General features: G+C 71.9%; 19 protein-coding genes. 6 read left to right on the forward strand and 13 right to left on the reverse strand.

Features of this window, described 5'->3' with window-relative positions:
- Window positions 1-570: alpha/beta hydrolase family esterase (locus RBH18_RS14955; protein ID WP_306208034.1), on the reverse strand; the 570-nt coding region annotated here is incomplete at its 3' end.
- Window positions 571-647: 77 nt separating this feature from the next.
- Here RBH18_RS14955 and RBH18_RS14960 point away from each other — a divergent pair.
- Window positions 648-1229: a TetR/AcrR family transcriptional regulator gene (locus tag RBH18_RS14960; protein WP_306208036.1), complete on the forward strand. Its 582-nt coding sequence runs from the start codon at window positions 648-650 to the stop codon at window positions 1227-1229.
- Here the strand turns inward: RBH18_RS14960 and RBH18_RS14965 are convergent.
- Together RBH18_RS14965 and RBH18_RS14970 are read right to left on the reverse strand one after the other, a co-directional pair.
- The gene (locus RBH18_RS14965) at window positions 1222-2340 is read right to left on the reverse strand and encodes an acyltransferase family protein (RefSeq protein WP_306208037.1); all 1119 of its coding nucleotides are present in this window, start codon (window positions 2338-2340) and stop codon (window positions 1222-1224) included. The two genes, RBH18_RS14960 and RBH18_RS14965, sit on opposite strands and share 8 nt — an antisense overlap.
- A gap of 44 nt (window positions 2341-2384) precedes the next feature.
- Window positions 2385-4628 (reverse strand): putative bifunctional diguanylate cyclase/phosphodiesterase, encoded by a 2244-nt coding sequence (locus RBH18_RS14970; RefSeq protein WP_306208039.1) that lies wholly within the window; start codon window positions 4626-4628, stop codon window positions 2385-2387.
- A gap of 80 nt (window positions 4629-4708) precedes the next feature.
- Between RBH18_RS14970 and RBH18_RS14975 the strand changes: the two genes are divergently transcribed.
- The 3 genes from RBH18_RS14975 (at window position 4709) to RBH18_RS14985 (ending at window position 8063) form a co-directional block, all read left to right on the forward strand.
- Window positions 4709-5563: an SGNH/GDSL hydrolase family protein gene (locus tag RBH18_RS14975; RefSeq protein ID WP_306208041.1), complete on the forward strand. Its 855-nt coding sequence runs from the start codon at window positions 4709-4711 to the stop codon at window positions 5561-5563.
- 89 nt (window positions 5564-5652) lie between these two features.
- Entirely contained in the window at window positions 5653-7269 is a 1617-nt protein-coding gene (locus RBH18_RS14980) for a methyl-accepting chemotaxis protein (RefSeq protein ID WP_306208043.1), read from the forward strand.
- A 122-nt stretch (window positions 7270-7391) separates the two neighbouring features.
- Window positions 7392-8063, forward strand: coding sequence for a lysophospholipid acyltransferase family protein (locus RBH18_RS14985; protein WP_306208045.1), 672 nt, complete (start codon window positions 7392-7394; stop codon window positions 8061-8063).
- Between the two features lie 19 nt (window positions 8064-8082).
- On the opposite strand, the gene RBH18_RS14990 is transcribed toward RBH18_RS14985, so the two are convergent.
- Window positions 8083-9912, reverse strand: coding sequence for a sensor domain-containing diguanylate cyclase (locus RBH18_RS14990; RefSeq protein ID WP_306208047.1), 1830 nt, complete (start codon window positions 9910-9912; stop codon window positions 8083-8085).
- Between the two features lie 73 nt (window positions 9913-9985).
- Between RBH18_RS14990 and RBH18_RS14995 the strand changes: the two genes are divergently transcribed.
- On the forward strand, window positions 9986-11014 hold the full coding sequence (locus RBH18_RS14995) for an LLM class flavin-dependent oxidoreductase (RefSeq protein WP_306208049.1): 1029 nt from the start codon (window positions 9986-9988) through the stop codon (window positions 11012-11014).
- A 57-nt stretch (window positions 11015-11071) separates the two neighbouring features.
- On the opposite strand, the gene RBH18_RS15000 is transcribed toward RBH18_RS14995, so the two are convergent.
- Entirely contained in the window at window positions 11072-12700 is a 1629-nt protein-coding gene (locus RBH18_RS15000) for a methyl-accepting chemotaxis protein (RefSeq protein ID WP_306208050.1), read from the reverse strand.
- Window positions 12701-12968: 268 nt separating this feature from the next.
- Between RBH18_RS15000 and RBH18_RS15005 the strand changes: the two genes are divergently transcribed.
- Window positions 12969-14573: a GGDEF domain-containing protein gene (locus tag RBH18_RS15005; RefSeq protein WP_306208052.1), complete on the forward strand. Its 1605-nt coding sequence runs from the start codon at window positions 12969-12971 to the stop codon at window positions 14571-14573.
- 154 nt (window positions 14574-14727) lie between these two features.
- On the opposite strand, the gene RBH18_RS15010 is transcribed toward RBH18_RS15005, so the two are convergent.
- The 8 genes from RBH18_RS15010 to RBH18_RS15045 all read right to left on the reverse strand — a co-directional run bounded on the left by RBH18_RS15010 (window position 14728) and on the right by RBH18_RS15045 (window position 23211).
- The gene (locus tag RBH18_RS15010) at window positions 14728-15360 is read right to left on the reverse strand and encodes a DivIVA domain-containing protein (RefSeq protein WP_456237628.1); all 633 of its coding nucleotides are present in this window, start codon (window positions 15358-15360) and stop codon (window positions 14728-14730) included.
- Window positions 15361-15619: 259 nt separating this feature from the next.
- Window positions 15620-16036 carry a MerR family transcriptional regulator gene (locus RBH18_RS15015; protein ID WP_372338918.1) on the reverse strand — a complete coding sequence of 139 codons (417 nt, stop codon included), beginning with the start codon at window positions 16034-16036 and terminating at the stop codon, window positions 15620-15622.
- Window positions 16036-17505 (reverse strand): SulP family inorganic anion transporter, encoded by a 1470-nt coding sequence (locus tag RBH18_RS15020; protein WP_306208057.1) that lies wholly within the window; start codon window positions 17503-17505, stop codon window positions 16036-16038. The genes RBH18_RS15015 and RBH18_RS15020 overlap by 1 nt, the downstream gene beginning before the upstream one ends.
- A 46-nt stretch (window positions 17506-17551) precedes the next feature.
- Complete coding sequence (locus tag RBH18_RS15025) at window positions 17552-19834, reverse strand: discoidin domain-containing protein (RefSeq protein WP_306208059.1); 2283 nt, start codon at window positions 19832-19834, stop codon at window positions 17552-17554.
- Entirely contained in the window at window positions 19831-20763 is a 933-nt protein-coding gene (locus RBH18_RS15030) for a peptidyl-prolyl cis-trans isomerase (RefSeq protein WP_306208061.1), read from the reverse strand. The genes RBH18_RS15025 and RBH18_RS15030 overlap by 4 nt, the downstream gene beginning before the upstream one ends.
- Window positions 20760-22169 carry an alpha-L-fucosidase gene (locus RBH18_RS15035; RefSeq protein ID WP_306208063.1) on the reverse strand — a complete coding sequence of 470 codons (1410 nt, stop codon included), beginning with the start codon at window positions 22167-22169 and terminating at the stop codon, window positions 20760-20762. The genes RBH18_RS15030 and RBH18_RS15035 overlap by 4 nt, the downstream gene beginning before the upstream one ends.
- Window positions 22166-22330 carry a DUF6903 family protein gene (locus RBH18_RS15040; protein ID WP_306208066.1) on the reverse strand — a complete coding sequence of 55 codons (165 nt, stop codon included), beginning with the start codon at window positions 22328-22330 and terminating at the stop codon, window positions 22166-22168. The genes RBH18_RS15035 and RBH18_RS15040 overlap by 4 nt, the downstream gene beginning before the upstream one ends.
- Window positions 22331-22332: 2 nt before the next feature.
- A complete protein-coding gene (locus RBH18_RS15045; RefSeq protein ID WP_306208067.1) occupies window positions 22333-23211 on the reverse strand; it encodes a carbohydrate ABC transporter permease in 879 nt (292 codons plus the stop codon).
- Window position 23212: the final 1 nt, after the last annotated feature.

Genomic DNA, 23212 nt, shown 5'->3' on the forward strand with positions numbered 1-23212 from the left:
CGCCCGGCCGCCGACCTTGAACGCCTTGCGCGCCCACCAGGCGAACTCGCCGCCCTCGTACTTGTTGATCGGGTCCTTGGTGCCGTGGATCAGCAGCACCGGCAGCGGCACGGCCGGCGCGTCGGTGACCAGGAAGTTCTCCGGCGCGGGCATGGTCGCCGCGATCACCGTGGCCCCGGCGAGCAGCTCCGGGGCCTCGTGGGCCAGGCGCACGACCAGCTGGCCGCCGTTGGAGTAGCCGACCGCGTAGACCCGGGCGCGGTCGATGCCGTGACTGCCGGCCACCGCGTCGATGAGGGCACGGGTGAAGGCGACGTCGTCGATGTTGTCCCTGCGCGCCGGGAACGAGCTCTCGCGCCGCCCGTCGTTCCAGTTGCCTTTGTGGCCGTCGGGATAGACGACCACGGCGTCGAGGGCGTCGTAGGCGTGCCCGGTGAACTCCTGGTGCTTCCGCCCGGTCTGCTTGGACCCGTGGAAGACGATGACCAGGGCCCGGTCCGGCTTGCCGTCGGCCGCACCGGCGATCTCGTACGTCCGGCGGGCCCCGCCCACCTGAATGCTGTCACGCATGGCAACTCCTCGAAGGGGATAGCTCATCCGTTTTTAGGCTAGCAGAATCGGATGGGCTATCCGCTACGCTTGTGGGCATGACCACTGCCCCGCTGCGCAAGGACGCCGCCCGCAACTGGCAGCGCATCGTGGAGGTGGGCCGGCGCCTCGCCGACGCCGGGCTGCCGATCCAGCTCAACGAGGTCGCCCGGGCCGCCGAGGTCGGCGTGGCCACGGTCTACCGGCACTTCCCGACGCCGGAGGCCCTGCTCGAGACCCTCGCCATGCCGGGGCTCGAGGCACAGGTGCGGCAGGCCGAGCAGGCCCTGGCCGGCGACGACCCGTGGGCGGCGCTGCGCGGCTTCCTGCACGCCGGTCTCGAGGTGCAGATCACCGACCCTGCCGTCGCGGCGGCGCTGGCGGCGCCGGAGACCGCGCTGCCGGGCACCGAGGAGCTGCGGCAGCGTCTCGTCGCGCTCTTCGAGCAGCTGCTCGACCGTGCGCAGGCGGCGGGCGCGACCGATCCGGCCGTGATGGCCGCCGACCTGCGCCCGCTGATGTGCGGCGTCGCGTTCGCCGCCCGGGTGCATCCCGCCGCGGACGCCGCCGGGCGCGCCGCGACCGCCCACCGCTACCTCGACGTGCTGCTCGACGGCCTGCGCACCCGGCCGGTCACCTAGGCAACGACCGCGCGAGCCGGTCGCGCAGCACGCGGCCGAGCGGCCGTTCCACGTACCGGTGCAGCAGCCACGCCGCGCCCGTGACCGCCGCGACGACCAGCAGCAGCACCGCCCAGCGCGGCAGCAGCGGGTGCAGGGCGGCGATCATGGTCCAGCCGATGTACTCGTGCAGCAGGTACAGCGGGTAGGTCAGGGCTCCCGCGACCGTCAGCCACCGCCAGCGGATGCGGTCGAGGCGGCGGGTGGCGATCAGCGCCATCGCCGCGAAGCACAGGGTCACCAGCAGCAGCGCCGGCCAGCCGGCGAGCGGCCGGTCGAGGGTACGCGACACCCGGGCGACCATGCTCGCCACGTGGTGCTGCGCCAGCAGGTACGACACACCGGTCAGCCCCCAGAGCAGCGGGTGCCCGCCGCTGCGGTGGATCAGATAGAGCGCCAGCCCGGCGACGAAGTACGGCGCGTAGTCGGGCATCACGACGACATCGAGCGCGGGCACGTCCGCCTGGTGGGCGACGACCGCGGCGACGAGCCACACCCCACCGAAGACCGCACCCTTGCGTACGCTCAGCCCGCCGCGCCACGCGAGCAGCACCGCGAACAGCAGGTAGAAGCGCGCCTCCACCCACAACGTCCAGTACACCGCGTCGACCGAGCGCACGCCGAGCGGCTCCTGCAGCATCGTCAGGTTGACCAGCATGTCGCCGGCCGACACGGGGTCGCGTACCAGGGGCCACAGCGTCAGCACCGCAAAGGTCAGCAGCACCGCCGCCCAGTACGCCGGGAACAGCCGGGTGACCCGCGAGCGCACGAACTCCCCGGGCGTACGGTCCCACGCGCTCATCGCGATGACGAAGCCGCTGATCAGGAAGAAGAGCTCCACCCCCAGCCAGCCGTACGAGGCGGCGCGCCACAGCCCCGGGAACGCCACGTCGGAGGTGACCCCCCACGGCTTCGCGCCGCCCCGGTCGTACGCCAGGAAGTGATAGCCGACCACCAGGAGCGCGGCCACCAGCCGGAGCCCGTCGAGGACCGCGATCCTGGTACGCACCGGATGCGGCGCCTCGAGCGGGGCCGGAGGCGGATCGGAGCGTCGCTGGGTGATCAGAACCATGCCTGACACAACCCGGTTGGCGCCCCCGAGGCAACGGGGCCCGGTCAGGCGGGCATGAGCTCGAGCCCCCGGCGCAGCAGCGCGTCGAAGTCGGCGCCGGGGACCGGCCGGCTGAACAGGTAGCCCTGCCCGGCCGGGCAGCCCGCCGCGCGCAGGGCGTACCAGTCGCCGGCGTCCTCGACGCCCTCGGCGACCACGCTCATGCCCAGCGAACCGGCCAGCCACAGCACCGCGGAGACGATCGAGGCCTTGCGGGTGTCGGTGGACAGCCCCTCGACGAACGAGCGGTCGAGCTTGAGCACGTCGGCGGGCACGGACTGCAGCCAGGTCAGCGAGCTGTAGCCGGTGCCGAAGTCGTCCAGGGCGATGCGGACGCCGAGGTCCTTGATCGCGTGCAGGCGGGCCGAGAGGTCGCCCGAGTCGGCCAGCACGGCGGTCTCGGTGATCTCCAGGACCAGCCGGGACGGGTCCAGGCCGGGGGCGCGGGACAGCAGGTCGGCCAGCATCGGCACGAAGCCGGGCTCGGCCAGCTGGCGCGGGCTCACGTTGACCGACACGTAGCCCAGGCCGTCCCACAGCAGCAGGTGCCGCAGCGCGGAGTTGAGCACGTGCTCGCCGAGCGGGATGACCAGGCCGGTCTCCTCGGCGACGCCGACGAACTGGCCCGGCGCGAGGATGTGGCCCTCCGGCGTGCGCATGCGCACCAGCGCCTCGGCGCCGGTGATGCGCCCCTCGGCGGACACGATCGGCTGGAACCACACCGGCAGCGTGGTGTCCAGGTCGCCGTCGAGGGCCTCGCGCAGGCGGGCCTCGGCGATCAGGCGCTCACGGACGTCGACGCGCATGTCCTCGCTGAACACCGCGACGCGGTTGCCGCCGGCGCGCTTGGCCGCGTACATGGCGGTGTCGGCGCACAGGATCGCGTCCTCGGCCTGCTCGGGGCCGTTGGCGACGGCCAGGCCGATGCTCACGGTCAGGCGCAGCTGCTGGCTGCCGCCGGCGGACACCGGCTCGGCCAGGCTCAGCGTCAGGGCGTGCGCGACGCGGCGGGCGGCCGCGACCGGGCCGGGCACGGCGACGACGAACTCGTCGCCGCTGAGCCGCGAGACGAGCGCCTCGGGCGGGACGCAGCCGGCCAGGCGGCCGCCGAGGGCGCGCAGCACCTCGTCGCCGGCCGCGTGGCCGATCCCGTCGTTGATCGACTTGAACCGGTCGACGTCGAGGTAGAGGACGCTGACCTGGCCCATGCGGTTCATGAGCAGCGTGGCGAAGTCGGCCTCGAAGCCCGAGCGCGACAGCAGCCCGGTCAGCGCGTCGTGGCGCACCTGGCGCTGCAGCTCGGCCTCCTGCTCGCGCGTCTGGGTGACGTCGAGGCAGTGGACGAAGATCTGGCGCAGCCGGCCCTCACGGTCGTACAGGCCGGAGCCGTGCGTCTCCACCCACAGGACGGTGTTGTCGTCGGTGCGCCGGAAGCGGCGGGTGGTGGAGATGGGCTCGCGGCGGGCGGCCAGCTGCTCCAGGAAGGGGATGTTGGCGTCGTCGAGCGCGGTGAGCGGCAGGTCGGCGAGGCCGAAGCCGGCCGGCAGGCGCAGCGGCAGGCGCAGCCACTGGCGATAGGCGCGGTTGCAGCGGATCAGCCGGCCGTCCGGGGCGAAGACCGCCGAGGGTACGGGCGTCTCGTCGAAGGCCAGGCTGAGCTGCGCCTGGCTGTCGTCGAGGTTCTCCTGCGCGCGCTTCTCCTCGGTCTCGGTCATCTGCCACTGCACGACCTGGAAGGCGGCCGCCAGGAGCACCGCGCCGCCGTGCAGCACGGCCCACAGCCACGGGTGGGTGGTGGCGGAGTGGTGGTCGTACGTGCGGTCGCTGTCGAGCGTGCCCAGCACCGCGTGGTGCAGCGTGGTGCCGATGAGGAACACCCCGAACGGCGTCCAGTCGCGGTAGAGCGCCAGCGCGGCCACCGCGATGAAGAACGTGAAGTGCGCCTCGGTCAGCCCGTGCGCCATCGACACGAAGCCGCCGCAGGCCACGGTGAAGCCGATCGCGACGAACGTCGAGGACAGCCGGCGCTGCTTGAGCGTGACGGCCAGCACGACGCACGGCAGGATGAGCAGGGTGGTCACCAGCCAGCTGCGGTCCAGGCCGTCCTGGAAGACGCCGAAGCCGGTCAGGCCCGCCACGCAGGCGGCCAGTAGCTGGGTCAGCAGACGGTGCCGGCGGGCCCAGTCCTCGTCTCGAAGACCACCGCCGGTCGGGAGCCAGTCGCGCCACGCGATCATCCGGGTCAACACATGCTGCAGAATCGGCTCCCCGGCCCGCGGCCTGAGAAAACCGCTCGCATAGGGTACAGGCGTAGTCACTATCCGTGATCATGAGAGGACACCTCGTGCGTCGCTGGCACCTTGCGATCCTGGCCGTTCTCAGCCTGCTGGCGCTGGCCTGCGAGGGCACCGACGGGGCCGCCCCCGCGCCGACCTCCACCTCCCCATCGCCCCGCCGGCCCCCGACGATGGCCGCGCTCGGGGACTCGATCACCGCCGGGTACGGCAGCTGCGCCGTCTACGTGGCGTGCAGCCGCAACTCGTGGAGCGCCGGCGGGTCGGACGACGTCGACAGCCACTACCGGCGGATCAAGGCCCGCTCGGCCAAGGCCAAGGCGCGCAACCTGTCCGTACCGGGAGCCGAGTCGGAGGATCTGCGGGCCCAGGCCGCCAACGCCGTGGACGCCCGGGCCGACTACGTGACGATCCTCATCGGGGCCAACGACGCCTGCGCCCCGGACACCGACGCGATGACCGGCGTGACCACCTTCCGCAACCGGGTCGACGCCGCCCTGGACCGGCTCAAGGACGGCCTGCCCCGGGCGCGGGTGCTGATCGTGAGCATCCCGGACCTCTACCGGCTGTGGGAGCTGGGCCACACGTCGCCCGCCGCGGTGGCCGCCTGGGACCGCGGCATCTGCCCCAGCATGCTCGCCCGCCCCACCTCCACCGCCGCGGCCGACGAGCGGCGCCGCGCCGCGGTGCGCGATCGGATCGAGGACTACAACACGCAGCTGACGCGCGCGTGCCGGGCGTACGGGAAACGCTGCCGCACCGACGGCGGCGCCGCGCACCGGGTCCGCTTCTCCCTGGACCTGGTGAACAAGGTCGACTACTTCCACCCCAACCTCGCCGGGCAGAACACGTTGGCGGATGTCACATGGCCCGGCCGCATCACCTGGTGACGTTTCCTTGAGTCGTCAATAATCTTGCCGACTGTGCAGGCAACCGGCCCGCAACCCCCCGCGGGCTCAGAAGTGGCGAGGACGGCATCATGCCTGCACGCGCATCGCACCGCACCGGCAACCCGGTGACCCGATGGTTCGACGACCGCTCCGTAGCCACCAAGGTCTTCGCCGCGGTCGGCACCGTCGCCGTCGCCGCGGTCGCCGCCGGCGCGCTGGCCGTCTCCGGCCTGGCCGCGGTCTACCAGAGCGGTGCGGACATCGAGAGCGGCAACATGAAGCCGTCCCTGCTGCTGGCCACCCTGCGCGCCGACGCGCTCACCGCACGCATCGCCGTCCGCGAGATCGCCCTGTCCAGCGACAAGGACGCGGCCCAGACCAAGCTCGACGAGGCCGACGCCGCGGTCGCCGAGGCCGCCGCCGAGTACGCCCCCGGGGCCGCCGACCCGGCCGCCGTCGCCCAGTTCGAACAGCTCTACGACCAGTACCGGCAGGTGCGCGACGCCTCGCAGATCGCCGCCGCCCGCGCCGGCGACTACGACCTGTTCGAGCAGGTGGCCGCCGGCCAGGCCAACCCCATCATGAACAAGGCCATGGCGGCCCTCGACCAGGCGGCCGCCGCGGAGACCGCCGAGGCCGCCGCCAAGGTGGCGTCCGCCCGGCAGGAGTACGAGACCACCCGCACCCGGCTCGTCCTGGTCCTCGGCCTCGGCGTGCTGCTCGGCCTGCTCGCCGGCTGGTACACCGTGCGCCGCATCATCGGCCCGCTGCGCCGCGTCAGCACCGTGCTGACCGGCATGGCCGGCGGCGACCTGACCCGCACGGCCGCCACCGGCACCCGCGACGAGATCGGCCGCATGGCGACCGCCCTGGACAAGGCCACCGCCGGCGTACGGGAGACCGTGGCCGCCGTCGCGAGCACCGCCGGCACCGTCGCGGGCTCCGCCGCGTCGCTCGCCGAGACCAGCACCACCGTCGCCGCCACCGCCGAGACCACCTCGGCCCGCTCCCAGACCGTCGCCGACGCCGCCAACGAGATCTCCGCCAACGTCCACGGCGTGGTCGCCGGCGCCGAGCAGATGTCCGCCTCGATCCGCGAGATCGCCCAGTCCGCCGCCCAGGCCGCCGAGGTCGCCGCCGCCGCGGTGTCCGCCGCCTCGACCGCCTCGATGACGGTCCAGCAGCTCGACGCCTCCAGCACCGAGATCGGCAACGTGCTCAACCTCATCACCTCGATCGCCGGCCAGACCAACCTGCTGGCCCTGAACGCCACCATCGAGGCCGCCCGCGCCGGCGAGGCGGGCAAGGGCTTCGCCGTGGTCGCCTCCGAGGTCAAGGACCTCGCCCAGGAGACAGCCAAGGCCACCGAGGACATCGCCGGACGCGTCGAGGCCATCCAGGCCGACGCCCGAGCCGCCGCCCTGTCCATCGGCGAGATCAGCACGGTCATCGAACGCATCAACGATTTCCAGACCACCATCGCCACCGCCGTCGAGGAACAGACCGCCGTCACCGGCGAGATCAGCCGCAACGTCGCCCACGCCGCCAGCGGCACCGACCAGATCGCCGGCACCATCGCCGGCGTCGCCGAGGCCTCGGCCGCCACCAGCACCGGCATGCACCGCACCCAAGGCGCCACCGCCGACCTGGCCCAGGCCGCCGCCGGCCTGCAGACCCTGGTCGCCCGCTTCCGCTACCAGAACTGACCCGCAACGCCAGCACGCCCCGGCCCTTGCGGCCGGGGCGTTCCGCGTTCGTGCTAGACAGTGCCGGTGAATCGCCGTCCGTGCCGCGGGCACACGGCCCTACCGGACGGTGAGTGTCAGTCATGGAGCACGTCAGGCCCGCCGCGGCGGCGACCGATCGGATCCCGCTCGTCTACCGGGTGGTCATGGCGGCCGTGGGGCCGGTCATCCGCTGGTGGGGCCGTCTCGAGGTGACCGGCCTGCACCATCTTCCGGCGCACGGCGCGACGATCGTCGCGGCCAATCACGACAGCGCGTGGGACCCCCTGGTCATCGCGTTCGCCGCCCGCCGGCACCGGCAGATCCGGGCCCTCGCCAAGGCGTCGTTGTGGAAGAACCCGCTGGTGGGCCGCGTGCTCGACGGCATGGGCCAGATCCCCGTCCGGCGCGATCAGGCCAACGCCGACGCGCTCGGCACCGCGGAGCGGATCCTCACCGCCGGCGGCTGCCTCGGCATCTTCCCCGAAGGCAGCCGCGCCCAGGGCCGCCGGCTGCGGGCCCGCACCGGCGTCGGGCGCCTCGCCCATGCCGTGCCGCAGGCCCGGATCGTGTGCGCGGCAGTGTCCGGCACCGTCGACATCGCCCGCTTCCCGCGCCGCCCCCGCCTCGCGGTCACCTTCTTCGAGCCCACTGCGGCGCCGCCGGCCGAGACCGTGCCCGAGCTGTCCGCCCGGCTGACCGCCGAGCTCCGCGCCGTGGCGCCGCTCCCTCCGGTGGAGCCGGCCGGCCGGGCTGTCCCGGGCGACCAGATCTGAGCGGGCGCCGCCGGCCCGGTCAGAGTCCGGCGCGGTCGTGCTTGACGCGGTACATCGCGGCGTCGGCCTCGCGGAGGAGGCGGTCGGGGTCGTCGGCGGGGCCGGTGGCGATGCCGATGCTGGCGCCCACGGCGAGGAGGGTGCCGGAGATTTCGACCGGGGTGGTCATCACGTGGGCGAAGCCGGCGGCCAGGGTGGCGGCTCGGTCGGCGCCGCCGGTGCGGAGCAGGACGGCGAACTCGTCGCCGCCCAGGCGGACGGCCAGGTCGTCCGGGGCCAGGGGGACGCGGAGGAGGTCGGCGACGCGGACCAGGAGTTCGTCGCCGGCGTGGTGGCCGTGGCGGTCGTTGACCTGCTTGAAGCCGTCCAGGTCGAGGACGAGGACGGCGACTTCGGCGGGGCCGGCCTGGTGGAGGCGTTCGGCGAGGAGGGTGCGGTTGGCCAGGCCGGTGAGCTGGTCGTGGGTGGCCTCGTGGCGGAGCTGGTCCTGCAGGAGGCGGGACTCGGTGACGTCGCGGGCGTTCCAGACGACGCCGCGGACGCTGCGGTTGGCAGTCAGGTCGGCGCCGACCAGATCCAGCCAGCGGTAGGTGCCGTTGTCGTGGCGGACGCGGACCTGGGCGCTGGCGTCGGCTCCCGGGGTGGCCGCCAGGGCGGCGCGCAGGTCGAGGAAGTCGGCGTAGTCGTCGGGGTGGATGCGGTGGTCCAGGCCGGTGCCCTCGAGGCCGGTGCCGAGGATGCGGTCGGCGGCGGGGCTCGCGTACCTGATGAAGTCGCCTGGGGCGACGACCAGGGTGACGTCGGAGGCGTGCTGGACCAGCGAGCGGAACCATTCCTTCTGCTCGTGGAGCTCGGCCATGCTGCGGTCGAGGCTGTGCAGGAGGCGGTCGTTGTCGGTGAAGGCGACCAGCTGGCGGGCCAGGACCACGGCGGTGATCACGATGACGCCCACGGCCACGCCCCAGGTGCGCAGGTCCGCGTCGGCCTTGGGGAGGGCGGCGAGCAGGAGCGCCTCGGCGGCCAGGACGGCCAGGTAGGGGGTGCGGGCGTAGCGGGCGCGGCGCTCGACCGTGCGGCCCACGCCGCGGGCCCGGATGCGCACCTCCTGCATGCGCAGGCTCGCGGGCACCAGGATGCACGGCAGCACCTGCAGCAGCACGGCGACCCGGTGGTCGGAGGCGGAGCTGAAGACCAGCCCGAGGGACGTGCCCAAGGCGGTCAGGGCGACGCCGGCGCTGCCGACCACGCCGGCGGACAGGTTGAACGGCGCCGGGTCGCTGTAGACCAGCTTGAGCACGCCGAACACCACGACGAGCATGACGGCGGTGCTCGCCGCGGCCAGGTAGCGGTCGGCGACGCCGCCCTCGCTCAGCTGCGGGGCGAGGGAGAAGTACCAGAGGAAGACCGCGACGCCCAGCAGGACGGTCACCGTGTCGAGCCCGAGGCGCAGGCGTTCGCGGCCGACGGCGCCCAGCGGGTGCCGCAGCATCGTGACGACCATGATCGACATGCCGGTGGCGACCATGGCGGTCTGCACGACGCTGACCTCCGTACGGGCGGGGTCGAGCAGCACCAGCACGGTCTGGAAGCCGTCCCCGGTGACGCAGAGCACCATGGTGACCTGCAGTGCCCGCCAGAAGCGCAGCGAGAAGCGCTGCCCGGTGCTGAGCCGCGCCAGGCGCCGGCCCGACCACAGCATCAGCAGGTCCAGGCCCGTCTGGACCAGCCACGACGAGCCCAGCGGCGCCGGACCGGACAAGAACCACGGCACGCACGCCACGGCGAGGGCGATCAGGCCGAGCAGCCAGGGGTCGCGCAGGTACGAGTACCTGCCGGTGTGCTGCCCCATGAAGCTCCTGTCCTCCGCGTCCTCCTGCCATCGGCGGCAATCACCCCGACCTGAGCGAACTAGGATCATGCCCATGAGTGACGTCGAGTTCGGCCTGGACACCTTCGGTGACGTGACAGCGGGCCCGGACGGTGAGCCCCTGCCCTACGCCAAGGTCATCCGCAACGTCGTCGAGCAGGCCGTCCTCGCCGACGAGCTGGGCATCGACGCCTTCGGGCTCGGTGAGCACCACCGCGACGACTACGCCGTGTCCTCCCCCGAGGTCGTACTCGCCGCGATCGCAGCCCGCACCCGCCGCATCAAGCTCGGCACCGCGGTCACCGTCCTCAGCTCCGACGACCCCGTACGCGTCTACGAGCGCTTCGCCACCCTCTCGGCCCTCGCCCACGGCCGCGCCGAGATCACCCTGGGCCGCGGATCGTTCACCGAGTCATTCCCGCTGTTCGGCTACGACCTGGCCGACTACGAGCAACTCTTCGCCGAGAAGGCCGACCTCATGGCCGAGCTGCTCACCGAGAAGCCGGTCACCTGGCAGGGCACCGTCCGCCCGCCCCTGACCAACCAGCAGGTCTACCCCAAGACCGAGGCCGGCCACATCCCCACCTGGATCGGCGTCGGCGGCAGCCCCGAATCGGTCGTCCGCGCCGCCCAGTACGGCTTCCCGCTGGTCCTGGCCATCATCGGCGGCGAACCGGCCCGCTTCGCCCCCTACGTCGACCTCTACCACCGGGCGCTCAAGGAGTTCGGCCGCGACCCGCTGCCCGTCGCCGTCCACACCCCCGGCTTCATCGCCGCCACCGACGAGGAGGCCAAGGAGACCCTCTGGCCCCACGCCCGCAGGTCGATCACCCGCATCGGCCGCGAGCGCGGCTGGCCGCCCCTCACCCGCGACCGCTTCGAGGCCGACATCGCCGAGGGCGCCTGGCACGTCGGCTCCCCCGCCACCGTCGCCGCCAAGATCGCGAAGACCGTCAAGGCCCTGGGCATCCAGCGCTTCGACCTCAAGTACTCGCACGGCACCCTCCCGCACGAGGACCTGATGACCGCGATCCACCTGTACGGCACCGAGGTGGTCCCCCGCGTCAAGGAGCTGCTGGCGTAGTGCCGAAACCCCGCCGGCTGCTCGACGGCAGCCGACGGGGTCCCGGGGTCCAGGGGATCAGACGCGGAACGTGCCGACCAGGCTCTGCAGCTCGGTGGACATGCGGGCCAGCTCCGAGGCCGCCCGCTGGGTGTCCGCCACGCTCTCCGTGGTCAGCCGCGTCGCCGTGGCCAGGGTGTCGATGCCCGACGCGATCTGGTTGACGCCGCCCGCGGCCTCGGTCACGCCCCGGTTCATCTCGCCGGTCGTCGCCGTCTGCTCCTCGACCGCGGCGGCGATCGTCGTCTGGTAGTCGCTGATGCGGGCGATGATGTCGCTGATCTCGCCGATGGCGGTGATGGCCGTACCCGTGTCGTTCTGGATGGCCGTGACCCGGGCGCTGATGTCCTCGGTGGCCTTGGCCGTCTCCTGGGCCAGGTCCTTGACCTCGGACGCGACCACCGCGAAGCCCTTGCCCATCTCCCCGGCCCGCGCCGCCTCGATGGTGGCGTTCAGGGCCAGCAGGTTCGTCTGCTCGGCGATGGCGGTGATCAGCTTGATGACGTTGCCGATCTCGGCGGACGACGTGCCCAGCTGGGTGACCGTCTCGTTCGCCGTGCCGGCCATGGTGACGGCGGAGCCGGCGACCTCGGCGGCCTGGTTGGCGTTCTGGGCGATCTCGCGGATCGACGCGCCCATCTCCTCGGCGCCGGCCGACACGGTGTCGACGTTGCGCGAGACCTCCTCCGCGGCACGGGCCACGGTCTGCGCCTGCACGTCCGAGTTGGCGGCGCTGTCCGCGATCTGCGAGCTCGTCGCCGACAGCTCCTCGGCGGCGGCCGCCAGCGACTGCGAGGCCGTCCCGAGCGTCTGGACCGTCTGCCGCATCGTGGCGACGGTGCCGTTGACCTGCTGCGCCATCACGCCGACCTCGTCGCGGCTGGACACGGCGACCGTACCGGTGAGGTCGCCGTCGGCCATGCGCGCCAGCACGTCGCTGACCTCGCGCAGCGGGCGGGTGATGCGGCGCACGGTCACGAAGCCGACGAGGGCCGCGACCACGAATCCGGCGGCCAGGCAGATCAGCATGAGCGTCAGGCTGCCGCTGTAGGCCTCGCTGTTGGCGGCGTCGGCGTCCTTCGCGCTCTGCGCCTCGAAGGTCGCCAGGGCGTCGAAGGACTTGTTGATCTCGTCGCTGAGCGGTTGGACCTCGTCGTCCCACGCCGTCTCGAAGGCGGCGCTGTCACTGCCGAGGGCAGCCGTCTTCAGCGTGCTGTCCCGGGCCTGCGCCAACTTCGCGAGGTCGGCCTTGATCGTGGCGACCGGCTCCTCCTGAGCCGCGTCGACGCCCAGCGCCGCGTAGCCCTGGATGCCCGAGACGACGAGCTGGTGCGCGGCCACCGCCTTGTCGAAGTCCTGCTGGCTCTCCGCGGTGGTCGAGTCGATGTCCGCCATGGTGAGCGAGAGCAGCTCGTCGTCGAACGCCCCTTGCGCCGAGGCGAGCGCCTGCGACGGCAGGAGGTTCTCCGCGTAGATCGCGGCTCCGTTGGCCTTCACGGTGCTCATGCCCGCGATCCCCGTGCCGGCGACCAGGCCGCCGGCCAGCAGCGCGGCCCCGACCGCCACACTGATCTTGACCCCTACCCGCAGGTTGCCGAACCAATTGGCCCCGGCCCTGCCCGCCTGCTCCCCCGCCGACTGCGCCATCGCGATGCGGTTCCTTTCGTCGTGGGCGCCGCCTGCTGAAGTGAGGGTCCGCGCCGACCTCCCGAATCGGCAGCCGGTCCCCCCGGCCAAGCGTCCAGGCAGTTGCATCCCGGGAGCATCCCGCCAGGCCACGCTCTTGCACGGTGTCACACCATCGGCGCCGGCCGCGTCACAACGCCGATTCCGGCCGGATCACCACGCGTAGGGCATCCTAGGAGGCTAGTTCGGGGCGGCTCATGAACGGCGGGCGGCTGCCGAAGGGGCGTATGTGGAGCGTCGCCTGGTCCCCGCGCTGCGAATCCTGCTGCTCGGGTTCGCCCTGATCTTTCTCGCCCGGCACGTCCCGGGTCTCGGCCCGAGGCTGCCGGACTGGCTGTCGCCGCTGGGCACCGTCGGCGTGTACGTGGTCACGACCAGCATGGTCCTGCTGCGCGCCACGGTCGTGGCCGAGCAACGGGCCGCCTGGGCGTTGATCGGGGGCGGGCTGTGCGCGTACACGGCGGGCATGATCTGGTCCTGGCATCTGACGGCCGACGGCAGCACGCTGCCGTTCCCCTCGGTCTGCGACGTGGCGTGGCTGTCGTTCTACCCGCTGGCGTACGCGGGGATCCTGATGTTCCTGCGGCGGCAGGCACCGGCGCGGCGCACCCTGCTCGACGGCGCGATCGCCGGGCTCGGCGGCGCGGCCGTGTTCTCGGCGGTGGTGGTCGACGCGCTGGTGGGCACGTCGGGCGCGGGCGGGCTTGAGCAGTACGTCGCGCTGGCCTACCCCCTGGGCGACTCGCTGCTGGTGGGCACGCTGCTCGCCCGGATGATCGTCGGCCGGTGGATCGGCGCGCCCAGCGTGCTCGTGATGGCCGGCCTCGGGACGTTCATCGTGGCGGACACCGGCTACGTGACGCTGGGGACGATGGACGGCTACCAGCCGGGCGGGCTCGTCGATCTGCTGTACCTGGCCGGGCTGAGCCTGGTGGGCCTCGCCGCCTGGCAGCCCGCCCGGGCCCGCCCCGAGACCGCCGAGCGCAACCGGCTCGGTGTGTCGATCTGGTTCGCGTTCGGGGCGCTGGGTGTCACCCTCGTCGCCACCCGGGTGCCGCTGTCCAACGCCACCGTGACGCTGGCCGGGCTGACCCTGGTGGCCGTGGTGCTGCGGGTCATGGCCTCGTTCCGGGACCTGTCGGCGCTCGGGCAGGCGCTGCACGACGAGGCCCGGCACGACGCGCTGACCGGGCTGGTCAACCGGCGCGGCGTCCTGGAACGCCTGACGCAGACCCTGGCGGTCCCGCGCCCGGCACCGCTCGCGCTGCTGCTGCTCGACCTGGACAAGTTCAAGGACGTCAACGACACGTACGGCCACCAGGCGGGCGACCGCCTCCTCGAGCTCGCCGCGGCGCGCCTGGTCGCGATCACGCGCGCGGGCGACGTGCTCGGGCGGCTGGGCGGGGACGAGTTCGTGCTGGCGCTGTCCGGCGACCATGTCGGCGAGCGCATGGCGGCGGGGCTGGCCACGCGGATCCGGACGGCGCTGCGGGAGCCGTTCGACCTGGGCCACGGCGTGGTGGTGACCATCGACGTGAGCGTGGGGATCGCGCTGCGGGGCGCGGGCGACGACGAGATCTCGCTGTTCCGCCGCGCCGACATCGCCATGTACGAGGCCAAGCGCGCCGGTGGCGGCCACGCCCTCCACCGCGAGAGCCCGTCACCGCGCGCGACGGACAAGACCGCCGGAGACGCGCCGGCCACGGGGGCGGGCGGCACGAGCACGGGGGCGGGCGGCACGAGCACGGGGGCGGACACGGCACCGGCCGGCTCCCGCCCCGGACAGGGAAGGGAACCGGCCGGATCGCCGGTGGGCCCGGCAGGCCACAGCTGAGCGCCGCCGAAAGCGAGCCGCAACCGAACTCCGCCGAAAGAGCGAGCCGCAACCGAGCCCCGCCGAAAGAGCGAGCCGCAACCGAGCCCCGCCGCAAGCGGACGGCGCCGACAGGACAGCGACCGCGCGACCGCAGGCGACGCTCGAGACAGCGTCAGGGCTTGTTGGCCACGCTGTTGAGCTCCTCCAGCTGCTGGCCGAGGTGCTCCTTGAGGGCGCCCTGGTAGCCCTGGGCCAGCTGGCCCAGCCGGTCGATCTCGTCGAGCGCCGCGGCGCGCTTGGCCTGCAGGCTGTTGATCGCCTCCGAGTGGTTGCGGCGCGCCTCGCTCTCGACGTTGTCGGCCTTGAGCAGGGCGTCGCCGGTGATCTCCTCGGCCTTGGTGCGGGCCTCGCCCAGGATGGCGTCGGACTCGCGCTGCGCGTCGCGCATGTGCTCGTCGGCGGTGCGCTGGGCCATCATGAGCACCGGGGAGGTGCGCTCGTCGTCGCCGGAGGGCCGCGGCGGCGCGGACTGGGCGCTGGCGCGGGCCTCCTCGAGCTGGGCCTGCATGGAGCGGGCCCGGTCCTCGGCGCGGGCGCGGGCCTCGCGCAGCCGGTCGAGCTGGGCGGCGAGGTCGGCGAACTCCGAGTTGATGACCATGGTCGAGGCGGGCGAGGACGACGCCCCGCCTCCGCGCTGGACCTGGTCCTGGAGGGCGTTGTTCTCTTCGAGGAGGCGGATGAGCTCTTGTTCGACCTCGTCCAGGAAGGCGTCGACCTCCTCCTCGTCGTATCCACGCTTGCCCATCGGCGGCCTCTTGAAGGCAATGTTGTGGACGTCAGCTGGAGTGAGCGACATCGTGCTCCTTAAATGATGTCGACAGCGGTCGGGGAATCCGAATCTTACGCAACGCTCCGGGGAACGCGACACGGGTCCGATCACGGGAGCGCACGAAGACACCGTAATCGGCCCGCGCACCCCTGTCACATTCAGTCATTCACACCTTTTGCCCCGGAAAAGCAGCGCACCGTGATGGATCAATGACGCCGGGTCAACGTGTCGGGCGTCACTGTCTGCTATGACCGATCTCGCGCGCGTCCCCGCCGTACCGATGGATGTGCTCTCGCATCTCGCGCGCGAAGCCCTCCGCCATGGCGAGCTGCGCCCGCAGCCGTGCGACCCGCTCGCGCGCCGCCTCGTGGAAGCCCTCCAGCCGCGCCTGTAGCACGGCCCGCTCCTCCCCGGCCGCCGTCGCCAGCGCGCCGAGGACGTCGAGCAGCTCGCGCATCTCCGCGAGAGTGAAGCCCAGCGGCTTCATCCGCTTGACGACCCGCAGCCGGTCGAGATCGGCATCGGTGTAGAGCCGGAAACCACCCCCGCTGCGCGCCGACGGCACGATCAGCCCGGCCTCCTCGTAGTGCCGGATCGTCCGGATGCTGAGGCCCACCCGCTCGGCCGCCTCCCCGATCTGCATGCGAGGCATCAGTGCCCGGCCCCGAGCTTCCCGGCCAAGTTCTCGTGGAAGCGCGCGCTGTCCTCGTTCAGGCCGGTGATGTCCACCTGCTTGCCGCGCGACTCGTACTTGGTCGTGATCGCGTCCAGCGCGGCGACCGACGAGGCGTCCCAGATGTGCGCGGCGCTCAGGTCGATCACCACGTGTGCGGGATCACCCGCGTAGTCGAACTGGTGCACCAGGTCGTTGCTGGAGGCGAAGAAGAGCTCGCCGTGGACGCGGTAGACCTTGGCGCCCCCGGCGACCGAGCTGGTGACCTGGGCGACGTGGGCCACCCGCCGGGCGAAGACGACCATGGCGGTCAGCACGCCGAGGACGACGCCGATCGCCAGGTTGTGCGTGGCGAGCGTGCCGGCGACGGTCACGAGCATGACGACGGTCTCGCCGGCCGGCATCCGGCGCAGCGTGGCGGGCGCGATGCTGTGCCAGTCGAAGGTGCCCACGGAGACGACGATCATGACGGCGACCAGCGCGGCCATCGGGATCTCCGCCACGACGTCGCCGAGCACCACGACCAGGATCAGCAGGAACACCCCGGCGAGGAAGGTCGACAGCCGGGTCCGCGCCCCGGACGTCTTCACGTTGATCATCGTCTGGCCGATCATCGCGCAGCCGCCCATGCCGCCGAAGAGGCCGGTGACGATGTTGGCGACGCCCTGGCCCCAGGACTCGCGGGTCTTGTCCGAGCGCGTGTCGGTGATGTCGTCGACGAGCTTGGCGGTCATGAGCGACTCCATCAGCCCGACCAGGGCCACCCCCAGCGCGTACGGGGCGATGGTCGTCAATGTCCCGATCGTGAACGGCACGTCGGGCAGCCCGGGCACCGGCAGGCTGTCCGGCAGCGCGCCCTCGTCGCCGACCGTGGGGACGGTCACGTGGGCGACGGCCGTGCAGACGGTCAGCACCACGATGGCGACCAGCGGCGCGGGCACGGCGGTCGTCCAGCGCGGCAGCAGCCAGATGATCGCCAGCGCGACCGCCACGAGCGGATAGACCAGCCACGGGACGCCCACCAGGTGCGGCACCTGCGCGGTGAAGATGAGGACGGCGAGCGCGTTGACGAAGCCGACCATGACGCTGCGCGGGATGAAGCGCATGAGCTTCGCCACGCCCAGCAGCGCGAGCACCACCTGGATGACGCCGCCCAGCACGACCGCCGCCACCAGATGCCCGAGCCCGTGCGACGCGACCAGCGGGGCGACCACGAGCGCCACGGCCCCGGTGGCGGCGCTGATCATGGCGGGGCGGCCACCGGCGAAGGCGATCGTCACCGCCATCGTGAAGGACGCGAAGAGCCCGACCTCGGGATCCACCCCGGCGAGGATCGAGAAGCTGATCGCCTCGGGGATCAGGGCAAGGGCAACGACAAGGCCCGCGAGCACCTCGGTACGGAACACCCGGGGCGACGCGAGCCAGGCGGGACGACGAGACAAAATCACCGCCGGACTCTACCCTTACGTAAGGGTAGAGTCCGGTCGGCTGTGATCAGGCGTACAGCTGGATCTCCGTCAGCGACGGGGTGTACTGCTCGGTGGCGATCTGCGAGGTGAGCGCCACGCGGACCTTGCTCGTGGTGACCGCGCCGAAGCCGGTGACCGTCCTGTCGTGCCCGATGCCGTCCGCGCCCGTGGCGAAGGTGAGCCACGTGCCGGTGGCCGCGTCCCAGCTTTGCAGCTCGAAGGTCTGCACGCGCGGGTTGGTGCCGGAGTCGGTGTACTCGTCGAGGTAGACCTGGGTGAACGTGGTGTCCGCCCCGAGGTCGAGGTCGAGCGTGATCGGATAGGTGGCGTCGTCCGCGGCGGCCCAGCGGGTGCTCAGGTCGCCGTCGGTCAACTTGTCCGCCGTGAGCGTGCCGTTGGCGCCCGGGTGGGTGGAGCTGGCCGTGACCGGCTTGCCCTGCGCGAGGCTGACCCGGCCGTCCGCCTCGTCCTCGATCGGATTCGTGTCGACCGGGTCGGACACCTTCCGGCCGGTCCTGGACTCGATCGTGCCGATGTCGGGCGCCTTGCCGTAGTAGATCTGCGAGCCGAGGAAGTCCGCGGTGCCCAGGTGCGCGTTGTAGCGCCCCGCGTCGATCAGCGGCGAGTCCTTGCGCAGGGAGTAGTGCGCCGCCGCCTTGCGGATGTTGTCCACGCCCGCACCGGTCACCGGCGACGTGGGGTCGCCCACGAACCGCGGGTCGGCACGCAGCCCGTCAGGATCCGCCGGTTCCTGCGGGGAATGCGTACCCGAGGCCTCGTAGTAGTCGTTGTTCGAGAAGACGGCCTGGCGCAGGGCCCCGGTCCGCCGGTACCACGGCGTGGCGGCGGTCGACGAGTAGTTGTAGAAGATGTTGTTCAGGAAGTAGACGCGGCTCAGGAACGTCTCGTCGTGCACGTAATCGAGGTCCGCGCCGTCGTACACGAAGGTGTTGTTGACGAAGTACGTCGGCGAGTAGTTGGTCGACAGCATGTTCTTCACGAGCACGCCGTTGTCGTCGACCGACAGGTTGTACCGCGCCACGCTGTTGGAACTGTTGCCCATGTAGGCCATCCAGCCGGCGGCGTTGTCGTGCGAGTAGTTGTACTGGTAGGTGACGTTGAAGTTGGTGTACTCCAGGTCCCAGGGCGTGCCGTCGTACTCGTTGTCGGGCCCGCCGTAGACCTCGTTGTACTGCATGACCGAGTCGGCGCCCGCCCACAGGTAGAGCCCGCAGCTGACCGCGTCGTAGCGCTCGAGGAAGCCGTTCACCTCGTTGTACTCCACGGTCATGTGCTTCGTGTTGGCCAGCTGGAAGGCGCCCTGCCCGATGCTCTCGGCGTAGTTGTGGCCGATGTAGACGTCCCGGCTGTAGAGATCCCGGGTACGGACCCAGAGCTGCTCCCAGCCCTCGTGGAACTTGCCGGCCTCGTCGTACTGGCCCGCGGCCGTGCCGTCGGCGTTGAACCAGTTGAAGGCGAACTGCACGGCGTGCAGCTCGACGTGCTCGAACGTGTTGTCCTCGATGCGGACGTCCTTGAAGTACCAGCCGCCGGGCGCGTACTCCTTATAGCTCTTCGACCCGAAGACCTGGAAGTTGACCGCGCCGTAGTGGATCTTCTGCCACGAGCTCGGGCCGTCCGTGTTGTGGACGTACATGTCGTGGATCCGGAAGTAGTCCATGATGGTGTCCGCGCCGGCCGGGATCAGGTCGGCGTTGATGGACACCATGATGCCGTCCCGCACGTACGTGCCCGTGGTGATGTCCGTGGCGAAGTCGTCATCGTTCGACAGCGCGATGTTGCTGATGTCGTAGCCCTGCTGGTTGCGCAACACGATCGCGCCGGTGAGCCCCACGGTCGCCGGGTTCTTCGTCCCGTCCGCGTGGAACGGACTGGGCACGTTACCGTTTGTCGCGATGTAGGGGCGCGGCGACGACGCGGAGCCGTACGCGGTGATCGTGATCGGGCGCCGGGCGGTGCCCGAGCCCTTGGGCCACAGCTGCTGGTCCTGCCACACCGAGCCGGCCTTCAGCAGGATCCGGTCGCCGGGCCCGAAGGTTGTCGCGCTCGCCTTGGTGAGGCTCTTCCAGGCGGCCTGCGACGACCGGCCGGACGCCTTGTCGCTGCCCCTGACAGAGTCGATGTAGAAGTCGCGCCCGCCCGTCTTGTTGGGCGCATTGCCGGGCCACGAAGCGCGCGCGGCCGGCGCGCCGTGGGCCGCGGCCGGGGAGCCGGGCAGCAGGGGTACCACGAGCAGCCCGGCGGCCAGCGCCGCCACCGCCGCTCGGATCCGGGAACCAGGGGTCATCGCACATCCTCGGGGTTGACGGCATCCACCGCCGCGCGATCGACATCCATGTCGGTCGCGTCGACGCGGCGCTGGAGGAACTGGGTGAACTTCTCGCCGAGCAGCGACTGCCGGATCCGCGAGGAGTACGCGGCGAAGGCGGCGTCCGCGTCGACGGTCTCGCTGTCGAGCTGGTAGTAGGTGACCTGCCCGCCGCCCGCGACCGGGGCGGAGATCTGCCCGGGGTCGAGCGTGCCGAGGACGGCCATCACCTCCTGGTCGTGGCCGTTGAGGCCGGTGGCCACGCTGCCGTCGTGAGTGGCGGTGCTGTAGCGCGCGCCGGGCACCCCGGCGGCCTTCAGCGTGCGGGACGCCGCGACCTTCGCGCGCGCCGCTGCGGAGTCCGGAACGACAAGCGTCGAGTACGTGTACCTCGTCGCGTTGGCGCTCCAGGACGAGCGGTCGGCGTCGAAGGCCGCCCGCACCTCCGCGTCCGGGACGGCGAGCGGGCCACCGGTGGCGCCGAGCTTCTTCTCCAGCGCGGTGGTCAGGTCGGTCATCCGGTGCGTGTAGTACTCCTCCGGCGAGAAGCTCGTGACGCCGTAGACCGTGTCCGCCGTCGCCCGGGCCTCGTTCTCGGCGTCCACCTCGGCGAGGAAGTCGTCGTGGTCGACCGAGCCGAGCAGCCCCTGTTCCTGGGCGACGATCAGCAGCGTCTTGTCGTGCTTGATCTCGTCGAGCGCCCGCTGCCGCAGCGTGCCGGTGCTGCCTTGCTCGTTCAGCACGGCCGGCGCCAGCCGGCTCATGTGGAACGCCAGCTCGTCGCGCGTCACCGGATGCCCGGCCACCGAGGCGACCTCGTCGGTGCGGGTCACGGCCACCACGGCGGTGACAACGATGGCAGCGAGGAGGGCCGATACGCCGCCCGCGCCGAGGAGACGCCGCTTCACGACGCCGCTCCGATCACCGCGGCCCGCGCGATCAACGGGGTGTCCCGCGCCGCCGTGATCCGGATCCGCACGGCGTCGACCTGGATGCGCGGGAACGTCAGGATGCGCTGATGTCCCACCGCGTTGCACGCGCCGAGCGGGACCCAGGATCCGTTCGCCCGCCCGGTGACCAGCACGTGCTCGACCCGCTGGCCGCGGCTGACGTCCTCCCCGATCACGACGGCCACCACAGCCTGAGCGGCCCCGAGCTCGAGCGTCACGGCGGGCTGCGGATCGCCGGCGGCCGGCTCCCACGGCGTCCGGCCGCAGTCGGGCCACTCGGTCGCCACCCGCCCCGGCGTCCCGGACGTCACCGTGGCCGTGACGGGCAGCCGGCGCGCCTTGAACGACCGGATGCGGTCGCCGAGCCCGGCCAGCACCGCCACGTCGCCGGGGGCGATCAGCCCGTCGCGGGCCGGCGGCACGTTGAGCAGGAAGCACGCGTTCCCGCCGACCGCGCGCAGCCAATTGCCGAACAACTCGTCCGCGCTCTTCACGGCGCCGTCCTCGGCCGGGTGGTGGAACCAGCCGGGCCGGATCGACGTGTTGACCTCGGCCGGGTACCAGACCAGGTCAGTCTGTCCCGCCAGGGCGGAGAGGCTGCCCAGGTCCCGGTCGTCGCTGCGGACCAGGCGCGCGAAGGCGGCGGAGTCCTCCTGCTGCGAGCGTGACGCGATCCGCTCGGCATCCTGCAAGGCCCGCGGCACGACGCTCCACTCGTCCGGGCGGGTCTCCCCCGCCTCGTTGCCGCACCAGCGCACGTCCGGGCCGCACACGCTGATGACCGCGTCGGGCTGGTGCTCGCGGATGACGGCGTAGTAGCGCTCCCAGTCGTACTCCTGGCGCTTGCCGTCGGGCCCCTCGCCGTTGGCGCCGTCGAACCAGACCGAGAAGATCGGGCCGTAGCGGGTGAGCAGCTCGGTCAGCTGGGCCACGTAGAAGTCGTCGTAGCCGGTGCCGCTGCCGTACGAGGCCTCGCTGCGGTCCCACGGCGACAGATAGACGCCGAACTTGAGCCCGTGCCGCCGCGCCGCCTCCGCCGTCTCCCCCACGACGTCGCGCGGGCACGGGGAGGCCTTCACCGAGTACGACGTGGCGTCGCTGGGCCACAGGCAGAAGCCGTCGTGGTGTTTGGCCGTGAGGATGACACCCGTCATGCCGGCCGCGGCCAGGGCTCGTACCCATTGATCGGGGTCGAGGGCGGCAGGGTCGAACAGCGCGGGATCGTCGTGGCCCTCGCCCCACTCGCGATTCGTCATGGTGTTCATGCCGAAGTGCAGGAAGCCGTAGAACTCCAGGCGCTGCCAGGCGAGCTGACGCGCACTGGGCCGCACGGCCGCGAGCGCCGGGCCGTCCAGGAAAGTCATCGGTACCTCCGGTTGTACTCGGCGAGGAGCGCCAGCAGGACGACGAGCGCGGCGAGCATGCCGGCGAGCGCGCCCCAGCCGGTCGACGGGCGCAGGACGATCACCGCGGCGACGCAGGCCAGCGCCACGACGATCCGCAGGGTGACGAGCAGTGCGTTCACGATCAACCCTTCACGCCGCCGGCGGCCATGCCCTCGATGAGCCGGCGCTGGACCAGGGCGTAGACGACGAGGACGGGGACGATCACGATGACCATGCCGGCGTAGAGGCGCCCGTAGTCGGCCGCCGCCTTCTGCGCGGTGAACAGGTTGAGCAGTCCCACCTGGACGGTCTTGTTCTCGCCGGGCAGCAGGGTCAGCGAGATGATGAAGTCGTTCCAGTACGCGAGGAAGTTGAACAGGATCACGGTGGTGACCGCGGGCCGGGCCATCGGCAGCATGATCCGGGTCATGACGGCGAAGCGGGACGCGCCGTCGAGCGACGCGGCCTCCTCGTAGTCCGCCGGGATCGACCGGAAGTAGGCGGTCAGGAGGTAGATCGTGAACGGGATCGACGTGGCCGCGTACACGAGCGACAGCATCGCCGGGTTGTCAATGAAGAAGCCGTCCGGCAGGACGTCGACCAGCGCGCGGTCCCAGTCCACGAGCATGAGGAAGATCGGGACGACGATGTAGTTGACGTTCACGAACAGGCCGGCCAGCAGCGCGACCTCGACCAGGCCCCGGCCGCGGAAGTCGTAGCGGGCGATCACGTACGCGGCGGGAATGCTCACCGCGAGCACGAACACCAGCCCGAGCACGGTCACCAGCAGCGACAGCGCGAAATACCGACCGATCCTGGCGTCGACGAAGGCGTCCACGTAGTTCTGCACGCGCAGGCCCGCGGGCAGGCTCCACGGGTTGCCGTAGAACTCGCTCTTGCCCTTCACCGAGGCGAAGAGCACCCAGGCGACGGGTACGGCGATGGCGAGCGCGATGGCCCCGACGAGGATGGACGTGAGTCCCCGTCCCGTGCGGGCGCGCTTCTCCTGAAGAGTGGTCATA

It is taken from the genome of Actinoplanes oryzae (genome assembly GCF_030757795.1).
Classification (GTDB): Bacteria; Actinomycetota; Actinomycetes; order Mycobacteriales; family Micromonosporaceae; genus Actinoplanes.

Coding starts and splice junctions, on each gene's coding strand:
- RBH18_RS14960 (WP_306208036.1), top strand. CDS start 648: ATGACCACTGCCCCGCTGCGCAAGGACGCCGCCCGCAACTGGCAGCGC.
- RBH18_RS14965 (WP_306208037.1), bottom strand. CDS start 2,340: ATGGTTCTGATCACCCAGCGACGCTCCGATCCGCCTCCGGCCCCGCTC.
- RBH18_RS14975 (WP_306208041.1), top strand. CDS start 4,709: ATGAGAGGACACCTCGTGCGTCGCTGGCACCTTGCGATCCTGGCCGTT.
- RBH18_RS14980 (WP_306208043.1), top strand. CDS start 5,653: ATGCCTGCACGCGCATCGCACCGCACCGGCAACCCGGTGACCCGATGG.
- RBH18_RS14985 (WP_306208045.1), top strand. CDS start 7,392: ATGGAGCACGTCAGGCCCGCCGCGGCGGCGACCGATCGGATCCCGCTC.
- RBH18_RS14990 (WP_306208047.1), bottom strand. CDS start 9,912: ATGGGGCAGCACACCGGCAGGTACTCGTACCTGCGCGACCCCTGGCTG.
- RBH18_RS14995 (WP_306208049.1), top strand. CDS start 9,986: ATGAGTGACGTCGAGTTCGGCCTGGACACCTTCGGTGACGTGACAGCG.
- RBH18_RS15000 (WP_306208050.1), bottom strand. CDS start 12,700: ATGGCGCAGTCGGCGGGGGAGCAGGCGGGCAGGGCCGGGGCCAATTGG.
- RBH18_RS15010 (WP_456237628.1), bottom strand. CDS start 15,360: ATGGGCAAGCGTGGATACGACGAGGAGGAGGTCGACGCCTTCCTGGAC.
- RBH18_RS15015 (WP_372338918.1), bottom strand. CDS start 16,036: ATGCCTCGCATGCAGATCGGGGAGGCGGCCGAGCGGGTGGGCCTCAGC.
- RBH18_RS15025 (WP_306208059.1), bottom strand. CDS start 19,834: ATGACCCCTGGTTCCCGGATCCGAGCGGCGGTGGCGGCGCTGGCCGCC.
- RBH18_RS15035 (WP_306208063.1), bottom strand. CDS start 22,169: ATGACTTTCCTGGACGGCCCGGCGCTCGCGGCCGTGCGGCCCAGTGCG.
- RBH18_RS15045 (WP_306208067.1), bottom strand. CDS start 23,211: ATGACCACTCTTCAGGAGAAGCGCGCCCGCACGGGACGGGGACTCACG.